This is a genomic window from Metabacillus crassostreae, assembly GCF_016908395.1.
Lineage (GTDB): Bacteria > Bacillota > Bacilli > Bacillales > Bacillaceae > Metabacillus > Metabacillus crassostreae.
Genome location: NZ_JAFBDU010000001.1, coordinates 500,740 through 520,118 on the forward strand (window position 1 = coordinate 500,740; position 19,379 = coordinate 520,118).

Here is a 19,379-nt window from a genome sequence, read left to right on the forward strand (position 1 = left end):
TATCTCTTCTTCTTGTTGAAGTAACGGAGCAGGTTAAAGAAACAATCAAAAATGAAAATGCCCTTAAGTTTGATTGAGAGGTAGTGATTAAAAAGGGGTAGGTATAGGAGGTATTAAAGTGTCTATCTGGAAAGCATATGCTGTTACACTACTTGAAATAGTAATATTTTTATTTATTGGCTTCATTTTAACTGAAAATGTATTAAGAGTAGTTTATGGGAATTTAGGGATTAGGTTTAATGGTAACGTTTGGGTAAATTGGTTTGGAGTTTCATATATCCTTTTTGTAACTTATACAATTGTTCGAATAGTCATAAGTAAAAATAACTTTTTGATAAAAGAACGCACAAGGTCTATTCTTTTTTGGTTGCTATTTTTAGGTTCAATTGTAGTTGTTTTTATACCTTTTATAATAGGCAGAAATCCTTTTTAGGACATTGTGAAATATGAAATATTGTACTTAAATTAACGGTGAGCGATTGCTCAATAAAGGGTTATCGCTTCTTCTTGTTGAAGAAACGGTGCAGTTTAATACAATAAGGTCATCATAAAACGAGAAAAATGGGGTTCATTATTATGGAATTAAGGGAATACCTAAATAATATTTTTCCAGAACTATGTTTGAAACCAAGCCTTTATAATCAATAGGATATAGGAATTCACTTTGAATTAGGGGAAGGAATGTATCAGTTTAAAGATGGTGATAGGCTTAATCTTGATATGTTTGAACGAGTTTATAGTCAAGCATTGTCTATTTTTAATTATCTCTTCTCTGAACAAGATGAAATTTTTCTCGATACAAATGTTTATCATCGAAAAAGTAATAAAAAAAGGATAAATCCAACAAAGGTTTATGACCGTTTCTTCAAAAATAAAGAATTAAAACTTAAATTAAGGCAAGAAACTTTGCCATTCGTTTTTGACGTTGAAGAAGAACCAGAAGAGTATTACACTTCACAGTTTTACCTAAAGTGCAAAAAAACGAGATTTAGATTACCTTTTACTAATTAAAGCAACTTGTAACGAAGACTGCCCATTGAAATCTAAATTGGGTCATATTATCCAGATGTATCTTTCATTAATACTTCTAAGAATATCATCTTCTTCATTTATGATGATAGAGGTTGCGAAGTTATCGCAGATAAAAAAGAAGCCATAATGCCATTATATAAAGACTACAAGCCTAGGGTTGCCGAATATAACCGAGAAGAGATAGAACAAAATCTTCAAATAACATAAATGACTTTTGTAATTGTGCTAACGGGTGCGTTTCTGCAATTAGACAGGGACGCTTTTTCTATGCCAATAGAAAGGAAATTAATGTTAAACTGAAGAGCAGGACTGTTTAAGAGGTACTGGAACTTTTCTGTAGGCGCTTCGTATGTGAAATATGAAAAATTTAAGTTAGGAGCTTTGCTTTTTATGTTTGATATTACATTTTTATTGATTATGGCTTTTGCTGGGGGAACTATAGCTTTCATTAGTATTTTGGTTATTTTAGGTAGAAGAATTACGGAACCTAAGAAAGAAATCCAACAGAAAGTTAAAAACCTCGAAGAAGAAGTTCAGAAGCTAAAGAATGAGAAATAGAAAGCTAATCTATTTTACTATCGGATGCAAGTGTTCAATAAGAATAGTCACTTTTTCACGAACGGAGCAGGATAGCATAAGATGGTATTCGATTATAAAACATAGAATTTTAATAGTAACTTAAAGTCTGAGAGGGAAAAATGAAACCACCAAATAATGAACTTATTTTGAGTTGCCAAAGGTCTTTGTTAGGTTCAATTCCATACAAATTAAGAGGTCTAAAGGTAAAAGTAGAAAACAACACGTTTTATTGGAAAGGTTATTTCGACGGTGAACCAACTGAGGAAGAAAAGGAAATATTAAGCATCGCCTGTACAGAGGTAATTGCTGATTTTCCAATAATTGAAGAGGTTGTAGAGGAATATATAAATCATACGTTTCCTTTAAAAATGGAAATGATGCAATTTTGGGCTTTCCTAAGAGGGGAACAAGATTAAATATTCTATTCAAAAATGAAGAGTAGTTGCATGCTTTTAAAATTTGAGAAACAGTTTAGTATAACACCTTCATATATTCATTTATCATTTCTTTTATACTGTTGTTAGTTTTCTTAGATAGAACGAAATATACAACAGATATAAATGGACTGGGTTCAATGGAAAAACATCTTATCTAGATTTCATTAGCATCTGCTGAGGGTACTAGCGCTTGGTCCAAAGCAGGAATTACGCCAAAGGGAGACATTAAAAATAATGATGGGAACTATTCGGACTTAAATTTTTATTGAAGTATAGAGGCAGTTCAGTTTAATTATTACTTTCAAATTGTAAAATACTTGAGAATTAGATAATGGAGGTGTTTATGTGAGTCGTCCGTTTTTGATTTTTATAACATTTATAATAGCAGTAATTGTGTTTACGCACGGATTGACTTTTTTAATAGAAATGAATGTTCAATTGGCTAACACTATGTATTTCGCTGGGCATAACTTAGTAACCTATCTATAAGATATATTCAATTAAAGGATGCGTTATTTTAAGAAAGGTTGGATATGATAGCGACCAGTTTTAAAAGAAAGGGAAGAAACTCCCTATTATTCTTAGAAACTCAATTTCGCGTTAAATAATAATTAAAACAACTAAATGTGATTAGATAAAAACGCTTAAACCATTGGTAACAATGGATTGAGGCGTTTTGTTTTATTACAGGAACTAACGAAAAGTGCTATTAACACGTCCTGGGGAAGAAACACCAGATTTTAAACATACTTTCTACTGCATATTGCGCAGTAGTCTTTTTACTGAGCAACAACCACCCCATAATTATGGGGAATATAGACAACAATTTGTTATATTCTGTTATTATTTAGTTAGAAAGCATGTGATATTGTGAAGCTTTTCACTTAAACTAACGGTGCAATATGTTGAAAAGAATGAGTGGAATATTATAAAAAAAATAATGAATAAAGATGCCATCTTATACTAAACCTAAAATGAAAATTTTAGGAGGAGATTATATGCCAGAAAAATCAGCAATTACGTCTTCTGAATTAGGTGTCTTATGGCTTACATATCAGGAAAAAACAATGATTTTACGAATATTAGAATATTTTGTAGAAAAAGCCGATGACGAAAGTGCCAAGGATATAATGACCAATTTATATGGAGAGATTGACCATTATGTTGGTATCATCACAGAAACTTTAGAAAATGAAGGAGCTGTAATACCAATTGGGTACACTGCTCAAGATGTTAACAAAGGGGTACCGAAATTATACGATAATGGTTTTGACATCATGTTTGTACGCCTATTGAAAGAAATTAGTATGGGGCTTCACTCATTAAATATAACGATGGCTTATCGAGAAGATATTGTACTGATTTTTAAAGAACTGACTGCTATTACTCAAAAGTATTACAACCTTTGTACACAATATTTGCTTGAAAAGGGATTGCTTGTTAAATCTCCTCATGTTTCCATGCCACAGTCAGTTGAAATTGTTAAAGATAAGAACTATTTGGGTGGACTATCTGTTAATCCATTTAGCGAAAAACGGTCTTTAAATTCAGTGGAAGTTGCTCAGCTTCATCACTCCATCGAATCAAATGTTGCTGGGCTTCAAATGATTACAGGTTTTGCTCAATGTGCGAATGAAGGCGAGGTTAAAAGATACTTTAATGATGGGGCTGAACTTGCCAAAAGTATTATTAAGGAATTAAGTGAAACCTTACTTCAAGACAATATACAAGCTCCTCAAACAGCTGGTGGTAATGCAACACGTTCAACAGTAGCACCCTTTTCCGATAAGTTGATGCTGTATTGTACAAGTCTTTTTTGCAGTTTTTCTATGGGAAGTGGCTCATTAGGTACTGCTTTTAGTTTGCGCAATGATTTACCAGCTAAAATGACTATTTTTATGAAAGATATATTTGAATATGCTCATAAAGGTGCAAAAATAATGATTAAAAATGGTTGGATGGAAGAACCACCTCAAATGGAAGAACGTAACCAAATGCTGAATTGAGTGATACAGGGTGAAGGATTATAGAAAGCCTAAAAAACATGAGGCTTTATTATGGAGTATAGCTTTACCAGGATTCGGTCAGTTTCTAAATGGAAGTTTATTTAAAGGATGTGTATTCATTTTTTTGGAGATTCTCGTTAATGTTTTAAGTAACTTCAATTTAGCGATTATACATTCATTTACAGGAGAAATACAAAAAGCCATTGATGTTACAAACTTTCAATGGCTTATGTTTTACCCTTGTTTATATATGTTTGCCATGTGGGAAGCATACCGTAATGCCGATGGAGAAGTGAACTGCTTTTCCTACATACCTTTTGTATTTGGAGCATTCTTTATTACAATAGGCTTAATATATTCAACCTCATTAAAAATATTTGGTGTGATAATTGGTCCTGTTTTTTTACCTATGCTCTCTTTAGTACCTGGGCTTTTGGTAGGGTTTATAATTTATAAATTAGTTATTATCTACAAGACTTAAAAACTTTTCTGTTGTTCAACTAACGGCGTGCGTTAGTTGAATAAGGATTACTGGAAGTAATCAAAATTATTCTGCTACAAAACAAATCATTTTGATCAATCTTATTTCAAAATGGTTTGTTTTAATTTATTGAATAATGTTGGTCTAAAAGGTACTTATGATTAAGGTTTATTTTGAATTCCCGACATAAAATAGATGTTGAACCAGTATCAAGATATATAAAGGCTATTTTGGTTTTCCCTCGAATGTCTCTTCGAGGGAAATTCAAAGTCAAAAGAGAAATAGGTATCTCCTTAATAGCGATTAATAGTAGAAAAAAGCGATCAAATTGTTTTCTCAACATTTTTGTTCGCTTTTTTTACTATTGGAATTATTTATGTTTATGTCCCAGACTCTTTCTTGATTACATTGTTATGTATTGTCAAATTTTTTTCAATTTCTAACAAATTCAGACTCAGGTACCAAATATAACTCATTTATGATCTATTTATAAATATGATTCCTAATGAGGCCTTGCTAGATAAACAGCAAAAAGAATGAGAATGATTCCTAGCACTATGAAAAACTTGTATAAAAAGTTACGTTTCCTACGAGAAACACCCAGAATGGTAAAGAATATGCCAAGTATGAATGACAAGATCATTGTAAAGAAACCCATTTTATTCATTCCTTTCGAGAGTAATTATTCGTTCATGACGATGGGCTAAATCTAAATCATGAGTCACTGTAATAACAGTAGTATTAAATTCTTTATTCATATCAAAAAGTAGATTGATAATTTTTTCTTTATTTTCTAAGTCTAAAGACGCAGTTGGTTCATCTGATAAAATTATTTGAGGATTCATAATCACAGCTCTGGCAAAAACAGCTCTAGATCGTTGGCCGCCAGAACATTCAAGCGGTTTTTTTTTCAAAATGGGCTCAATTCCAATTTTATTAATAATTCGTTTAAAGTGATCTTGGACAGTTAAGTCTTTTTCAATGTTAGCATACAGAAGGGGCAGTTTAATATTATCCTCTATGGTCAAAGAATTAATTAGTGCGGACTCCTGAAGAACAAAACCAATTCTTTGATTACGCCACTCAGCTAGTTTATTTCGTGATAAATCCTTAACAGATGAATCAAAAAGCTTATAGCTCCCTTGATATTGTGTATCAAGTAGACCCATAATATTAAGCAAAGAAGTTTTTCCAACTCCAGACTCCCCTATAATAGAAAGTCTTTCCCCAGGTTCAACTTCCAACTCAAAATCATTTAAGATAGAAAAACCTTTCTTCTTGAATGTTTTTTTCTGGATTTCTAGTTTAATTATACTATTCAATTTAACACCCCCACGGAGATCGGAATCCTTTTTATTTTTTTAATCGTAAGTTCAACAATCGTAAACCCAATAATAAAATCTATAAAAAGAACAATAACGAAAGCAATCCAATCCATACTTATTAAGCCAAATATTCCGTAAGTAGCAAACATTGTGTCTTTTCTTAACCAAAAGCCGTATCTATTGAAAGCGGTTATCGCAAATAATATGGCTAGATTAATAGAAAACAATATTCCAAAATAAATATAAAAAATGGCTCTTAGTTTTGAATAACTTAATCCGACTAATAAATTGATTGTAAAATCTTTTATCATTAATCGAATACTTATCAAAGTATTCCAGGTAGCTAGACAAACAATGATTATGAGTAAAATTAAGGTGATAGTACAGATGATTTTTAATGAATAAACATAATAATCTTCAAAGTAATTAAAGTTTTCTTGTTGATTAAAAAAGTTAAATTTTAAACCTAGATTTTCCTGGATATGTTCTTTTAAATTCATTGCTTTCTCTTCTGTCGAATCAAGAAGCGCAATGTCCATCAAACCATTAACGTGGAGGTCAAGACCCGCACTTTGAATAAATTCTTGATTTACAGGGAGAAAAATTGAAAAATTGAAATAATTCTTTGAATTGGGAGCATAAAAATTAGAACGATGAGTATTCTCCTTCAAGACTCCTTGAACTTTTAAATTGACTAATTGTTGGGTGACAGGATCTGTAATCTCAATATTTGACCCTACAGGATATGTTGTGGCCAGTCCTGCACCTACTAAAACAGGTATTTTTTCTTTATTAAATTTATAATTGAAGTTTAAGTGGTTTCCTTGAGATAATCTATATTGATTTATCTTATAAGCCTCTTCATTGATATAATTGAAAGAAACTTCCATCTTATATTCATTATATAATGAAGTGATAAAACCATCGGCTTGCAGAGCATAAGTATAATTGTTGTTTAAATATTCATATACTTTTTGTGTTTCATCTATATTAATTTTCTCAAAATCAGTTTTACTATCTGGGTCTAGATTAGCAATAAAAGTTCCTTCTTGATTCATAGTTTCTATTTCTTGATAACCTTCAAAAGTTGAAATAATTGAACGAGCAGTAGTAAACGAAAGATAATTAGCTAAAAAAAGTAATATTATCATACCCAAAACAAGTATCCATCTTTTTAAAAATATTTTAGTTATAAAAAATCGTAAAATTCTCATTCTTTTTTCACCTGACCTGCACTAATTAATATATATATAATAAAAATAAAAACTAAGTAGAGATTGCTTGTTACATTCAGCTCTAAATAGAAGTTTAATGAAAGTGATAGTAAAAAGCTAAACACTAATATAGCTAGACTATTCAAGATATATAGGATGATAATATTTACCATTGTATCTCCTACAAGTATTCGGCAGGATATTTCTGTTTTCCTACGGTTTAAAAATTGATAGTGAAATACGATTATAATAAATGTAAGAAGAATATTTATAATAAGTTGATAATCTATAATACTTTCAACAAAAGACTTTAAAATAAAAGAACCTTCTAAATTCAACGTTTGTACATAAGTAAATATTAAGTTTGAAGCAAAACAGATTAGGTAGATAGCAAACGCCTCAAAAACGTCGATAAATCTAAATAAAGAATATTTCATAAACTACTCCTTAAAGATGGTATCTATAAATTTATAGTATCACCTTTTAATAAATACCAACTACGCAGCTGTAAAAACAATAAGTTATTATTCATAATTAAAGGAATGCGGTACTTTATAAGATATAAAAGTCGATAGAATTATATCTATTTAAAATCGGGCACTGTAGGAAAATACCTATCAGGCCCGAACCATTTCCTCTAATTCATTAATAATTGAATCTCATAGATATTTCATTAAATTTTGTTAAGCAAATATTTAATAAATTCAAACAGGGAAAAATTATTTACGTGCTCCACGGTCCCAAGTATATTTCGTAGTATACACTTCACCACTTTAAGATGAGCCACTATCAAAAACCTCACAATCATCAGTAGCAGCCATGAACTGATCTTTCCTAAATGTACTAATTCCCACGATTCATGCTGATTGGGATACTGCCACGCGCCGAGAAAAGTAGCGATATTTTCTCCAATCCATATTAAAAAACCTATGAGCAGTAAGAACATGAGAATTGTAATTGGTAACTGAAAATGACGGTTACTCACTTTATAGGTTAGCTGCGCCTGATAGAAAGTCAGTGCTATAAGCACAAACAAAAGCGTAAGTCCATCATGTAATGATGCGTAAAAAAGTTCAGATAGATTGCAGCTGCCAGCGGTACAGCAAAAATCAGTGAAGGTCAATTAATTAGTTCAACATCAAATTTACTTTGAAAATCTCCATCCGAGACCGATTAAGTGGAAAACGGTTATCACTTTTAGCTCACCTATACTCTCAATTCTAAAACGGACCATCAATACCTGCATAAGCAGGCAAAAGAAGAGCAGCCAGTCATACCGGTCAAATAAAGGTAAGTCAATGAACTGTGTCATCCCTAAGCAAATAAAGATATAAATCGAGAATATAGTAGATTTAAATTGATCGCCTGCGAAGGACCAAAGATCAACTAAAGCGTTTTTGCTTTTACTTTCCGAGTACGAGTTAATGGTTATCCCTCCCTAACAATTTTTATAACTAGATAATATCACCAAATTTATCGAAAAACAATAAATAATTATTAAAAATAAATAAAATTATATTAATAAGCGATTTAATTTAAGGATCTTATATAATGTGATTTTCTTATATGACTGCGGTTTTTAAATATGATTGGAGAGAGTCATAACCTGAAGCATTAGGGAGGTGAAAAATGCGGAGTTGAAATAAGCACTGATTCAATCCACACTTACACTAAAACTTCCAAGTACTTAAGAATTCTGACCCTGTGACAGACTCAATTCCCACACAATTCTATTTGATTATATAACTCAAATGAATTGTGTATGAATTGTTTTCAGGACAGGGAACATAATGAAGAGTGGTACTGTAAAATAAATAGAATTTTTAGAAAAAATGTTTATAGCTTTGAAATAAAGTTGAGATGTTTGCAAAAAAGTTACGATGCTTTGCCCCTTTGGATTTTTATCTAAAGGGGCTATTTCGTTGTAAAAGGACTTACCTAATTAAGTGTTAGAGTGTAAACTGATTTTATGTAAATTAAAACATTGTGCAATTTGTGATTTTTCTCAATTAAACTAACGGTGCAGTTTAGTTGAAGAAGCAAAAAAGAGATGGTGCATGATCCAAGAAGGATTTATACACCTTTTTATTGAAATTTATGTATACAACAATGTAAAGGAATGACAATCGTGAATATTAATTTTAAAGAGTTTGTCTTTAAAAATGAAATTGATATAGCAATAATAAATGATGCAAATTGGATTATATCTACAAGAAAGTCTAATTTGAGTTTAATGACTGAAGGAGAAAAAACAATTACTCTTATACTTAAACTTAATGGTGAAGTAGGCAATGGAGGATTTGAACAATACTTTTATAATACTCAAGGACACCTAATAAGAGAGACAATTAATTCTTTAATGTGGGTTAATGATTCAAGTATTACAATATTCGAAGAAGCAATTGAAACTTTCCAGTCAGATAAAGATGAGTCGACGAAAGAAGAAGAGTGGGACAAATTAGATAAACAATTTTACAAGTGTGATAATAATCTTTATAAGCTAATGGTAGCGTACATAAAGAATAATATTGAACAGTTTGTCTAATGTGCAAACTTTATATTTCAGCTAAAGGAGCAGTAATGTGGAATAAGGAAGGGCATTTTCTTATTGCGTAGTAGACAGATACTGTGCAATAACAATTACTGTAACACAAAATATTTAAATCGGACTGGAAGCACTTTTATATTGTTATACAAAAGGTGCACTATAACTGAGTGCACCTTTTGTGTTTATGAATTATATATTTCTCTGTTTGTTCTAACAATGTCCTTATGTGAAAATTCCTTTTTTTCTGCAAAGAGCTCTTCAAACCTTTCCATTACCTTATCTCGTAGTATTGGAGCTTTTTCTTTATTTGCCTTTTTCAACGCTTTCGTAAGTTGGTCTTTCGTTAGCTCTGTGCAGTAAGCGGGAGTTCCTGGCTGTTGTCTCCAAGAATCACTTAAAGAACCACTGTCTACTGCGTCGAAGCCTAGCTCGTTTACCACGCCCATGATTACTTGTTTTTGTGATAGATTATCACCGGCAACTGTCATCGCAATTCGTCCACTAGAATCTTCGGTTGTTCCTTCATTTTCTAAAGTATAGGCTAATAAATTGTTAAAAGCTTTAATGATAGGTCTGTCTAATTGATTTGAAACCCAAACACTTTCAACCATCCCGTTCTCGATTTCTTCAATTTTGCCGTCTCTAAAAGGATAGTAATTTGAAGTGTCTACAATGATTACTTCCTCCGCGACTTGTTCGATAATGTTTCGAATGCTTGGTAGTGCTCTTGTAGGGAGTGATATGATAAGAACATTAATATTATTAATTGCATCCTCTACAGGCACAGCTGTTCCAGCAAGCTCTTTCCCTTCTAGACGTTCAATTCCTCGTGCATCTGCAATTTTTACAGCATGTCCACTTTCAACTAATTTTTTAGAAATAATTGACCCAATTGGCCCTGCACCTATAATTCCAAATCTCATTACTGTTCCTCCTAAGAAAATAGTATATAAAAGAAATATTCTGCTTAAAGTTACACAATCATATGATTATCAGACGGTAACCATATATTCACTACAAATTAAAAAGGTATTGAGTATTTCTGTTACATATACTAGAATAAAATGATTTCTCTTCTAATTGAAGTAGGCAATTTAAATTGACGTAGTACATTTTTTTGTACTTAACAGTAGAAAGCAGGTGTTTAGGTGTCTAGGATATGTAAGGATGGATTTGATAAAGAGTGTATAAAGGAACAAAGAGAATTTTATGGTATTGCTTATACCCAAAATGTACTCTCCGGACGTTGGAAATATGTAATTCTTTGGTTTCTAAAGTCCACAGAGCGTCGTTATAGTGAAATTAAAGCTTTTTTAGGGGACATTTCACAGGGTTCTCTTACAAAGCAACTTAGAGAATTGGAAACAGATGGTTTAATTAATCGCAAAGTTTTTCCGGAGGTTCCTCCTCGCGTAGAGTATTCATTAACCTCAAAGGGGGGAGATTTGGTTCCTATTATTGATTTGATGGAAGAGTTTGGGAAGAAGTATGGGGAGCAATTAGATTAACCGATGCTCCTTATTCATAGTTTACCGTTGAGAATTCAAAAACTAAATTGAGTTTATGATAAAAGTCTGTGAAGAAATATATATAGTAACGAGCATGAATTATAAGATCCGAATCTGTTTTAATCTGTGGTAGTTTTTTTACTGACTTAGCATGTTAATACAATAAGAGATTCCTCTAAGTACAAAAAAATGTACTAGATCTATTTTTATTGCCCTCTTAACAAAGGTGTGAAATGATTATATTCTAGTGCATGTAACAAAATCACTCAATACAACATTAAAAGGCAAGTATGTATTCAACAATAGGTGAAACATATGATCCTCATCAACTGTTTCATACCTAATTGTCAAGATTTATTTAATACTTCGTTTTGAATGGGCCCGATAATTTGTAAGGAGGCCTTAAGTTGACAACTAAATTTTCACCGTGATATAGTTAGCTTGCTAAATATATTTAGTAGTGGAGGAACATCTATGAACAATAGTGTTGATTGCGATATTCGTCAGTCGTTAGATAAAATCTCATTTCAAATGCGTCGAGATTATAGTGAAAGTCTTAGAGAACTTAATCTCTATGTAGGTCAAGATAATTTACTCTTTCGTTTGTGGCAAGAAGATGGGGTAACGCAAATGCAGCTATGTGAACACTTAAAATGTGAACCGCCTACGGTTACAAATATGGTTAAATCATTGGAGCAAAACGGATTTATATACCGTAAACGTGATGAACAAGATGCGAGGGTTATGCGAATCTTTCTAACGGACAAAGGCAAAGAATTAGAGAAACCGGTTGATCTCAAATGGAAACAGCAGCAAGAAAAATTGCTCCATTCATTCTTACCGGAAGAACGTCTATTATTGAGGGATTTTATGAAGAGAATGGAGAGAAACTTGCTCTAAGTTTCCTCTGTGTAGATATTTAGCATGCTAAATAATTGTATAGCAACCTAAATATATTAAATAGTACAATGTCACTTGTGATACCTAACAAGTAAGGAAATTAAAAGTAGAAACTGTTAGATGATTACCTTTAACAAATTAGTTAGTAAGCTAAATATTACTCGTTTTGCCCTGCTTAGAGTGATTTAATTCTGACTCTTTTAGTTACTTTTAGAAAATAAAAAGGAGAAATATACATGGAAAAAAGAAAAGAAATGCAATTAGCACTACAAATGATTTCTGGATACGGAGCCGAATTCAGCGCCTGGAGAATGCCTAGTACAGATCCAGCAGCCTACACAAATACGGATAGTTACGTGGAACGAGCTAAAATAGCTGAAAAAGGAAAATTTCAAATGATCTTTATCGCTGATACTCCGGCATTGACCGTCGATTTAGGACCTCAGACTCCTATGTTCCCTATGGACCCTATGTTAGCACTAATGGCTGTAGCTAGAGAGACGAAACATATTGGACTTGTGGCGACACATTCAACGACATTCAATTATCCATACAACATTGCACGTCAGTTCAAGGCACTCGATGTTATAAGTAATGGGCGTGTAGGATGGAATGCGGTGACTTCATCCCTCCCAGTAGCGGCAGCAAATTTTGGTATTAAAGTTGCCAGTCGCAAAGAACGCTATGATATGGCACATGAATCCATCCAAATTGTTCAAGCATTATGGGGGAGTTGGGAACAAGATGCGTGGACGTTAGATGCAGAAGGAGGAAAATTTGCCGACATGGACAAAATTCAGCCTATCAATCTTGAAGGGCAATATTATTCATCCCGTGGTCCTTTGCCTATCCCACCCTCTGAGCAAGGCCAACCGGTTATTTTCCAAGCAGGTGGAGGAAAAGAAGGACTGGAATTGGCGGGGAGCTACGCTTCTGGGGTCTACGCTAACCCTTATGATATAGAATCTGCTCGTGAACATAGGCAAGCACTTCGCCAAAGTGCAACTCGTTTTGGTCGAAATCCCGATGACATTAAGATGTACGCAGGTTTTATGTTTTCCATCGGTTCAACGGAAGAAGAAAGTTTAGAACGACGAAGACAGCTTATGAGTTTTAATCCAGAGGAGATACCAGGAAGGGTAAGTTACCTTGGTTCAATGGTAGGTTTACCATTATCAGTGAATTCGGTAGATATTGATCAACCTTTATCAGCTGACTTGTTGAAAAAGGCATATGCCAACCCAATGGATCCACGTTCCCACAGAGCTTTAGAGCTACTAGGAAAAGGGCTATCGATTCGAGATGTTCTTGCACATGGGGTCATTAACTATCATCCAGTCGTGGCAGGTACCCCCGTACAAGTTGCTGATTTCTTGGAAGAATGGTTTTTGGCTGGTGCATGTGACGGCTTCTCGGTTGTTCCGGATATAGCCTATGATGGAGTTGCTGATTTTGTGGAACATGTTGTCCCAATTTTGCAGGACCGTGGTTTGTTTCACAAAGATTATGAAGGAAAAACACTACGTGAGAATATGGGAGTTCCTTATCAATACGGTAGACTGAAAGATAATAATAAATAATAGAGGAGAGGATTCAAATGAATAAAACCCTTGAATTGCTTCAAGATCATACATCCATTCGTTCTTTTACAAATCAACCACTGACAGAGGAACAACGAGATGCAATCTTTAAGGCAGCTAATCAAACGTCATCTTTCAGCCTTTTGCAGGTGGTTTCTATTATTAGGATTACAGACCCAAATCTTCGAAAAAAAGTGATGCAACTCTCTGTAAATCAACCGTATATCGAAGAAGCAGCAGAGTTTTGGATTTTTTGTGCAGATTTTAACCGAAATCATGAAATTGCTCCCAACGTAGACCTTGACTATATTGAATACCTATTAATAGGATCATTCGATGCTGGGCTCATGGCTCAAAATGCTTTAACTGCAGCAGAATCAATGGGGCTCGGTGGTGTCTACATCGGCGGAGTAAGGGCTAATATTACAGAATTAAGCGAGGTATTAAAATTACCAAAGTATGTGATTCCTTTAGTAGGGCTATGCATAGGACATCCTGCTGGAGAGAAGCCTGAACTAAAACCACGTTTGCCTCAATCGATGGTCATGTTTGATAATCAATATCAACCTTTAGATAAAGAAAAATTAGCAACTTATGACCAACAGATGCGTGAATATTACCAAAATCGACCTGTTAAAGCGCCTTTCACAGTGAAGAAAGTAAAGGGCTGGAAAGATCATATTGAGGATCATCTTGAAAGAAGCAAGTTGCCCTTCATGCTCGAGTATTTAAACAAACAGGGATTTGCTAAAAAATAAATTGTTATTAATTTAATGAATTTACGAGGAGATAAAAATGAAGAATCAATACAATACGCGTGCCATTATGGCAGCACTACTTATGTGCGGTTTCGTCGGTATGTTCAGCGAAACTGCTCTCAATATTGCAATGACTAACTTAATGGAAGTGTTCCAAATTTCGACCACAACCGCACATTGGTTAACAACTGGGTTCTTATTAACACTCGGCATTTTAATGCCAATGAGCGGGTTACTGCTACAAATGTTTACGACGAGGCAGCTGTTCGTAGGTTCTCTCATCAGTTTAATTTTAGGTACATTGATTGCAGCGCTCGCGTTTAGTTTTGAAATGTTAATGATCGGCCGAGTTTTACAGGCCGTTGGTATGGGCTTGTTGCTTCCACTCATGTTTAATACTGTTCTTGTCATCTATCCGCCTGAAAAGCGGGGGGCTGCTATGGGATTTGTTGGACTTGTTATAATGTTCGCTCCAGCAACCGGACCGACCATAGGTGGTCTATTAATCCAATATTTAACATGGCATTACATTTTCTGGTTATCGCTGCCACTTTTGGTTATAGGGTTATTAATAGGACTAAAGTACTTGGAAAACGTTACGGATGTCACTAAGCCTAGAATCGATCTGCTATCTGTTTTATTGTCAACAATCGGTTTTGGAGGAGTTGTCTATGGCTTCAGTAAGGCGGGCGAAGGAGCTGAAGGTTGGAGCGGCATGATTGTTATCGTCGTTGGACTTATCGCTCTGGTGTTGTTCATACTAAGGCAGAACTTAATGCACGAACCGATGTTAAATCTGAGGGTTTTCAAATATCCGATGTATGTTATTGGGATGCTTCTAGTACTGTCATGTATGATGATTATTATGTCAAGCATGATTATTCTGCCGATGTTTCTGCAAACTGGTGCAGGATTATCTGTTTTCATCGCCGGCCTCATGCTTTTACCGGGCAGCGCGTTGAACGGTATCCTATCACCACTAGTGGGGCGTTTATTTGATAAGTATGGACCGAAATGGCTCGTTACTCCCGGCCTCATTCTCGTTACAGTGATGTTATGGTTCTTTACAACCCTATCCCCGGTTTCTTCAGTAGCCTTTATCGTGGCTTTGCATATCGGCCTAATGGTGGGAGTAGCTATGATTTGGATGCCTGCACAAACGAACGGACTAAATCAATTACCGCCGGAATTATACCCGCATGGTACGGCAGTCTTAAACACACTGCAGCAGGTTGCGGGCGCGATTGGTATAGCGATCGCAATCAGTATCCTTAATGGTGGGATGGAGAAATACTTGCATAGCTCCTCCGATCCTACTAAGCTGACCGAAATAGCAAACGCGATGACGGCAGGATCACAAAGTGTGTTCTGGTTCACAATGATCATTGCATTGATTGGATTGATCTTGGCATTTTTCATTCGCCGCGTAGTCAATCACGAGGAGCGATATTCAGCGCATTGATGCTACTATAAATAAGAACAGGGTCACTTAGAAAATTAATATATAAGTTGACCCTGTGCATTTATCTTTTCCAGGTGTTTCACTTGTTTTATACCCGATAACTGTAAAAGAAAAAAGTTCTTATACGCGATCTTTCATTTCAATCACTAGAGGAAGCCCGTAAGTATGTTTAAACATTACAGGAAGAGGAAGCCCGTAAGTATGTTTAAACATTACAGGAAGAGGAAGCCCGTAAGTATGTTTAAACATTACAGGAAGAGGAAGCCCGTCAATATAATAAAGTTCGTTTTGTTATTGGGAGTGTAGCCAATGTTACTGAAAAGATAAAACGATTGGCAAAAGAAGCTTTAGTAGATGAAATTATAATCGCTGATTTTTATCCTAGTCTAGAAAGCAGACTAAACGGACATCAATTACTAGCATAAGCATTTGATATAAATTTAAATAGCTATCAAGATTAGAACGAAAGCAGGTGAATTGAATGAAAGAAAAAAAACAACTTAAAATAGCCGGGACTATAGATGGGGTAGGCTGGAATTACATGGGCTGGCGCCACCCAGATATGCCAGCAAATGCTAGTGAAAGCATTGATTACTATGTACAAAAAGCAAAAAGATTAGAAGAGGGAAAGTTTGACACAATCTTTTTAACTGACGTTAGCCATATTGGTCCAGGAATGATTCCTCATTACCTTAGTATGTTTGAAGGTGTAAGTATTCTGTCTGCCTTAAGCATGGTGACGCATTCCATAGGACTTACTGCCACTATTGCAACTTCCTATGCGGATCCATTCACTGTTTCCCGTCAAATGGCTTCTCTTGACAAAATCAGTAATGGTCGAGCAGGATGGAATGCTGTCACTTCTAATCCAGGAGGACTAGCAAATTATAGTCGCACTCATCTTTCTAAAGCAGATTTGTATCCAATGAAAAAAGAGTTTTTAGAGATTGTCGAAGGTCTTTGGGACTCCTATGAGGATGACGCATTTATACGGGATAAAAAAAGTGGCGTATTCTTTGATCCACAAAAAATGCATGCTCTAAATTATAGAGGTAACTATTTTTCTGTGGATGGTCCTTTAAATATTAGTCGTTCCAGACAAGGAAGACCGGTTATTTTCCAAGCTGGAACTTCTTCAGATTTCATGAATATTGCCTCAAAGCATGCCGACGGTGTATTTCTCCCTGCTGATAATTTAGAAGATGCAAAAGCTTTTAGTCAAGAGTTAAAGAGAAGAGTGGAATTGGAAGGGCGTTCGTTTGATGATTTCCTACTTACGATTTCACATAATCCGATTGTAGGAAGAACAGAAAGAGAAGCTGAAGAAAAATTTCAGGAACTTCAAGAGCTGATGCCGATTTACCGTCTCCCAAAACCGAAAATTTTTGGTTCGGCAGAAAAGGTAGCAGATCAAATTCAACACTGGTACGAGGCAGGGGCGATGGATCTATTGCTGCTAAGACAGGAGCATCCTTCAGGGTTTGATGACTTTATTGAATTAGTCGTCCCTATCTTACAAGAAAGAGGAATTTTCCGTAAAGAATATGAATCGAACACCTTACGTGGAAATTTGGGTTTACCTTATCCAGAACATAGATATTCTATCTAGTTATACTTTGATTAAACAGAGGAGAGGTGTGACCAATGAAAATGGAGGACATTATCCTCACTAGTATAAAAGAACACCCAGGAATAAGTGCAAAGAAGATTGTTTCATGTTTGGATTCAAAAACAAACAATTTATTAGTAACGGAAGAAACGAATCCTCAAGCTTCTATTTTTAAACAATTAAGGACCCTGAAGAAAAAAGGGAATCTTCATAACAGAGGTGATCGCTGGTACTTTATGAATCGAAATATTGTATAATTGGCATTTGATGGTTCTTTATGGGTTGTAATTGATTAACTATTTAGTATACTAAATATGTTTATTTACTGAGCAACTTCAGTATTCGTGCCACTGCCACTACCCGAAGTATGTCGACATCATCGACAAAATACGGTGGTTAAAGGCACTTTTTGTGATCGTTTAGTGAATTCTCTATAAAAGAAATAATCTTAATGTAATTGGAAAAAATTGAGTTGATTTTGAAGAAGACCTCATAAAAGAAACTTCTTTACTGCACAGTACAACGATACTATTCATTAGGGAAATAAAGGTCGATCACCATAAAATTGGTGCTCGTCCTTGTTCAACTATCGGGTGCGTTCATTTAATAAAAAATGCCTTTTATCAATGCAATAAAGAGGAAATGATGTTCAATAAAGAAACGTGTTTCTTATAAGGTAACTTATTTCAAGAAAATCCTTCATTGTAAGATTCCGTGATATAATAAAAAATAAACTATTCGTGGAAGAGGTGAACGCATTATGAATACAGCTAAGGAGCGTTTACTTAAAATTATTGATGAAATACCTGAACAAGAAGTGGATAAAATCCTGGATTTTGCAGAGTACCTTAAAATAAAAAGAGAGAAAAACTTATCCGAGGATTTAACAAAGGCTAGTGAAAGTAGTCTGGATTTTTGGGATAATGACATTGATGATGAGGTTTGGAATGATGTATAAACAGGGTGATATTGTTTTATTACCTGTTCCGATCTCTCAAATAGAAAGCAGCGTCCTGTTCTCGTCATTTCAAGTAATAGCTATAATAATGTAACTGACGATATCGTTGTTGTTGCCATTACTTCACAATTAAGGATTCTTGATTATTCGGTAATAATTGATTCAAAAGACTTAAGTGACGGTGAATTAAAAGTTAAATCAGCAATTAGAGCTGATAAGGTTTACACATTATCTAAAGAAATTGTTAGAAAGAAATTTGGACAAGTTAATATAGACGTTATGGAGCATGTACGTAATAAAATTAATGAATTAATTAAGTAAAGTAAAGAAAAGAAAAGAATTGATAAAGGACTGTGATTTTACAGTCCTTTTGATAATTGTGATATTTGTGAAATGTTGTACTTAAGGAAACGGGCGAGTGTTCAATAAGAGCAGTCGCTTTTTCACTAACGGTACAGCTTTGTTTAATAAGTCCAAATGATAAAAGAAATACCTGAAGTTCTGACAATATGGGGGGATTCAAGATGGAAAACTGGAGGAATAGGGCGATTTGGTTTGAACAAATTCCAGATAATCTTCAAGCTTCCTTAAACTTGAAAGAAGATAAATTTGATGGAATTCAGCTTGACACCATTCAATATTTAACACTTTGGCATCATAAAAAGAATAAGCTGGGCAACTTTATTGGTACTCCAGAAAATCTCCTCTATCTAGAATTAAACTGGTCCAATATCCAAAATTTACAAGGTGTAGAAAAAATGAAGAAATTAAAGCGTTTAGAGTTACATTATTGTACTAAATTACAAAATGATTCTGGTCTGTCTGATTAGTCGATACGCTAGAACATTTACATATTAATCAATCAAAGAAATTTGTACCAAGTGAAGAATTATTGTCTCTGAAAAATCTTCGGGTTTTGTGCCTCAATTCTTGCGGTAATATTGAGAATTTGAATTTTTTATATCAATTTCCTAACTTAATT

Annotated in this window: 20 protein-coding genes and 2 pseudogenes; 17 read left to right on the forward strand and 5 right to left on the reverse strand. The window is 34.1% G+C overall.

Annotated features, from left to right (window positions below):
* Positions 1–118: 118 nt before the first annotated feature.
* From JOC75_RS02745 to JOC75_RS02770, 6 genes and pseudogenes are all read left to right on the forward strand, one after another.
* Positions 119–433 (forward strand): hypothetical protein, encoded by a 315-nt coding sequence (locus JOC75_RS02745; RefSeq protein WP_204952582.1) that lies wholly within the window; start codon positions 119–121, stop codon positions 431–433.
* Positions 434–657: 224 nt separating this feature from the next.
* Positions 658–1,239 (forward strand): annotated as a pseudogene (locus tag JOC75_RS24430) (DUF3885 domain-containing protein).
* A gap of 144 nt (positions 1,240–1,383) precedes the next feature.
* Positions 1,384–1,590 (forward strand): hypothetical protein, encoded by a 207-nt coding sequence (locus JOC75_RS02755; protein WP_204952583.1) that lies wholly within the window; start codon positions 1,384–1,386, stop codon positions 1,588–1,590.
* Positions 1,591–1,730: 140 nt separating this feature from the next.
* A complete protein-coding gene (locus tag JOC75_RS02760) occupies positions 1,731–2,027 on the forward strand; it encodes a MafI2 family immunity protein (RefSeq protein WP_204952584.1) in 297 nt (98 codons plus the stop codon).
* Positions 2,028–3,046: 1,019 nt separating this feature from the next.
* Positions 3,047–4,054 carry a DUF3231 family protein gene (locus tag JOC75_RS02765; protein WP_204952585.1) on the forward strand — a complete coding sequence of 336 codons (1,008 nt, stop codon included), beginning with the start codon at positions 3,047–3,049 and terminating at the stop codon, positions 4,052–4,054.
* 10 nt (positions 4,055–4,064) lie between these two features.
* Entirely contained in the window at positions 4,065–4,535 is a 471-nt protein-coding gene (locus JOC75_RS02770; protein WP_204952586.1) for a hypothetical protein, read from the forward strand.
* A gap of 659 nt (positions 4,536–5,194) precedes the next feature.
* Here JOC75_RS02770 and JOC75_RS02775 read toward each other — a convergent pair.
* The 4 genes and pseudogenes from JOC75_RS02775 to JOC75_RS24435 all read right to left on the reverse strand — a co-directional run bounded on the left by JOC75_RS02775 (position 5,195) and on the right by JOC75_RS24435 (position 8,500).
* On the reverse strand, positions 5,195–5,857 hold the full coding sequence (locus tag JOC75_RS02775; RefSeq protein ID WP_204952587.1) for an ABC transporter ATP-binding protein: 663 nt from the start codon (positions 5,855–5,857) through the stop codon (positions 5,195–5,197).
* A complete protein-coding gene (locus tag JOC75_RS02780; protein WP_204952588.1) occupies positions 5,854–7,074 on the reverse strand; it encodes a peptide ABC transporter permease in 1,221 nt (406 codons plus the stop codon). The genes JOC75_RS02775 and JOC75_RS02780 overlap by 4 nt, the downstream gene beginning before the upstream one ends.
* Complete coding sequence (locus tag JOC75_RS02785) at positions 7,071–7,511, reverse strand: hypothetical protein (protein WP_204952589.1); 441 nt, start codon at positions 7,509–7,511, stop codon at positions 7,071–7,073. Before JOC75_RS02785 ends, JOC75_RS02780 begins: the two co-directional genes overlap by 4 nt.
* 236 nt (positions 7,512–7,747) lie before the next feature.
* A pseudogene (locus JOC75_RS24435) lies at positions 7,748–8,500 on the reverse strand (DUF817 family protein).
* 693 nt (positions 8,501–9,193) lie between these two features.
* Between JOC75_RS24435 and JOC75_RS02795 the strand changes: the two are divergent.
* Complete coding sequence (locus tag JOC75_RS02795; protein WP_204952590.1) at positions 9,194–9,619, forward strand: DMP19 family protein; 426 nt, start codon at positions 9,194–9,196, stop codon at positions 9,617–9,619.
* A 185-nt stretch (positions 9,620–9,804) separates the two neighbouring features.
* Here JOC75_RS02795 and JOC75_RS02800 read toward each other — a convergent pair whose 3' ends face one another.
* On the reverse strand, positions 9,805–10,545 hold the full coding sequence (locus JOC75_RS02800; protein ID WP_204952591.1) for an NADPH-dependent F420 reductase: 741 nt from the start codon (positions 10,543–10,545) through the stop codon (positions 9,805–9,807).
* Between the two features lie 225 nt (positions 10,546–10,770).
* On the opposite strand from JOC75_RS02800, the gene JOC75_RS02805 reads away from it, so the two are divergent.
* The 10 genes from JOC75_RS02805 to JOC75_RS23810 all read left to right on the forward strand — a co-directional run bounded on the left by JOC75_RS02805 (position 10,771) and on the right by JOC75_RS23810 (position 19,227).
* The gene (locus JOC75_RS02805) at positions 10,771–11,130 is read left to right on the forward strand and encodes a winged helix-turn-helix transcriptional regulator (RefSeq protein WP_204952592.1); all 360 of its coding nucleotides are present in this window, start codon (positions 10,771–10,773) and stop codon (positions 11,128–11,130) included.
* A 474-nt stretch (positions 11,131–11,604) separates the two neighbouring features.
* The gene (locus tag JOC75_RS02810) at positions 11,605–12,030 is read left to right on the forward strand and encodes a MarR family winged helix-turn-helix transcriptional regulator (protein ID WP_204952593.1); all 426 of its coding nucleotides are present in this window, start codon (positions 11,605–11,607) and stop codon (positions 12,028–12,030) included.
* Between the two features lie 236 nt (positions 12,031–12,266).
* Positions 12,267–13,610, forward strand: a complete 1,344-nt coding sequence (locus tag JOC75_RS02815; RefSeq protein ID WP_239589254.1) for an NtaA/DmoA family FMN-dependent monooxygenase — start codon at positions 12,267–12,269, stop codon at positions 13,608–13,610.
* A 17-nt stretch (positions 13,611–13,627) separates the two neighbouring features.
* Entirely contained in the window at positions 13,628–14,368 is a 741-nt protein-coding gene (gene nfsA / locus JOC75_RS02820) for an oxygen-insensitive NADPH nitroreductase (RefSeq protein WP_204952594.1), read from the forward strand.
* Between the two features lie 37 nt (positions 14,369–14,405).
* Complete coding sequence (locus tag JOC75_RS02825) at positions 14,406–15,830, forward strand: DHA2 family efflux MFS transporter permease subunit (RefSeq protein WP_204952595.1); 1,425 nt, start codon at positions 14,406–14,408, stop codon at positions 15,828–15,830.
* Positions 15,831–16,311: 481 nt separating this feature from the next.
* Positions 16,312–17,439, forward strand: coding sequence for an NtaA/DmoA family FMN-dependent monooxygenase (locus tag JOC75_RS02830; RefSeq protein WP_204952596.1), 1,128 nt, complete (start codon positions 16,312–16,314; stop codon positions 17,437–17,439).
* Between the two features lie 35 nt (positions 17,440–17,474).
* Complete coding sequence (locus JOC75_RS02835; RefSeq protein WP_204952597.1) at positions 17,475–17,696, forward strand: hypothetical protein; 222 nt, start codon at positions 17,475–17,477, stop codon at positions 17,694–17,696.
* A gap of 503 nt (positions 17,697–18,199) precedes the next feature.
* The gene (locus tag JOC75_RS02840; protein WP_204952598.1) at positions 18,200–18,397 is read left to right on the forward strand and encodes a DUF2281 domain-containing protein; all 198 of its coding nucleotides are present in this window, start codon (positions 18,200–18,202) and stop codon (positions 18,395–18,397) included.
* 102 nt (positions 18,398–18,499) lie between these two features.
* Positions 18,500–18,718 (forward strand): type II toxin-antitoxin system PemK/MazF family toxin, encoded by a 219-nt coding sequence (locus JOC75_RS24440; protein ID WP_420828007.1) that lies wholly within the window; start codon positions 18,500–18,502, stop codon positions 18,716–18,718.
* A gap of 203 nt (positions 18,719–18,921) precedes the next feature.
* The gene (locus tag JOC75_RS23810) at positions 18,922–19,227 is read left to right on the forward strand and encodes a hypothetical protein (RefSeq protein ID WP_239589256.1); all 306 of its coding nucleotides are present in this window, start codon (positions 18,922–18,924) and stop codon (positions 19,225–19,227) included.
* The last annotated feature ends 152 nt before the right edge of the window (positions 19,228–19,379 follow it).

Coding starts and splice junctions, on each gene's coding strand:
- JOC75_RS02825 (WP_204952595.1), top strand. CDS start 14,406: ATGAAGAATCAATACAATACGCGTGCCATTATGGCAGCACTACTTATG.
- JOC75_RS02780 (WP_204952588.1), bottom strand. CDS start 7,074: ATGAGAATTTTACGATTTTTTATAACTAAAATATTTTTAAAAAGATGG.
- JOC75_RS02815 (WP_239589254.1), top strand. CDS start 12,267: ATGGAAAAAAGAAAAGAAATGCAATTAGCACTACAAATGATTTCTGGA.
- JOC75_RS02840 (WP_204952598.1), top strand. CDS start 18,200: ATGAATACAGCTAAGGAGCGTTTACTTAAAATTATTGATGAAATACCT.
- JOC75_RS02760 (WP_204952584.1), top strand. CDS start 1,731: ATGAAACCACCAAATAATGAACTTATTTTGAGTTGCCAAAGGTCTTTG.
- JOC75_RS02835 (WP_204952597.1), top strand. CDS start 17,475: ATGAAAATGGAGGACATTATCCTCACTAGTATAAAAGAACACCCAGGA.
- JOC75_RS23810 (WP_239589256.1), top strand. CDS start 18,922: ATGGAAAACTGGAGGAATAGGGCGATTTGGTTTGAACAAATTCCAGAT.
- JOC75_RS02830 (WP_204952596.1), top strand. CDS start 16,312: ATGAAAGAAAAAAAACAACTTAAAATAGCCGGGACTATAGATGGGGTA.
- JOC75_RS02800 (WP_204952591.1), bottom strand. CDS start 10,545: ATGAGATTTGGAATTATAGGTGCAGGGCCAATTGGGTCAATTATTTCT.
- JOC75_RS02810 (WP_204952593.1), top strand. CDS start 11,605: ATGAACAATAGTGTTGATTGCGATATTCGTCAGTCGTTAGATAAAATC.
- JOC75_RS02795 (WP_204952590.1), top strand. CDS start 9,194: ATGACAATCGTGAATATTAATTTTAAAGAGTTTGTCTTTAAAAATGAA.
- nfsA (WP_204952594.1), top strand. CDS start 13,628: ATGAATAAAACCCTTGAATTGCTTCAAGATCATACATCCATTCGTTCT.
- JOC75_RS02785 (WP_204952589.1), bottom strand. CDS start 7,511: ATGAAATATTCTTTATTTAGATTTATCGACGTTTTTGAGGCGTTTGCT.
- JOC75_RS02765 (WP_204952585.1), top strand. CDS start 3,047: ATGCCAGAAAAATCAGCAATTACGTCTTCTGAATTAGGTGTCTTATGG.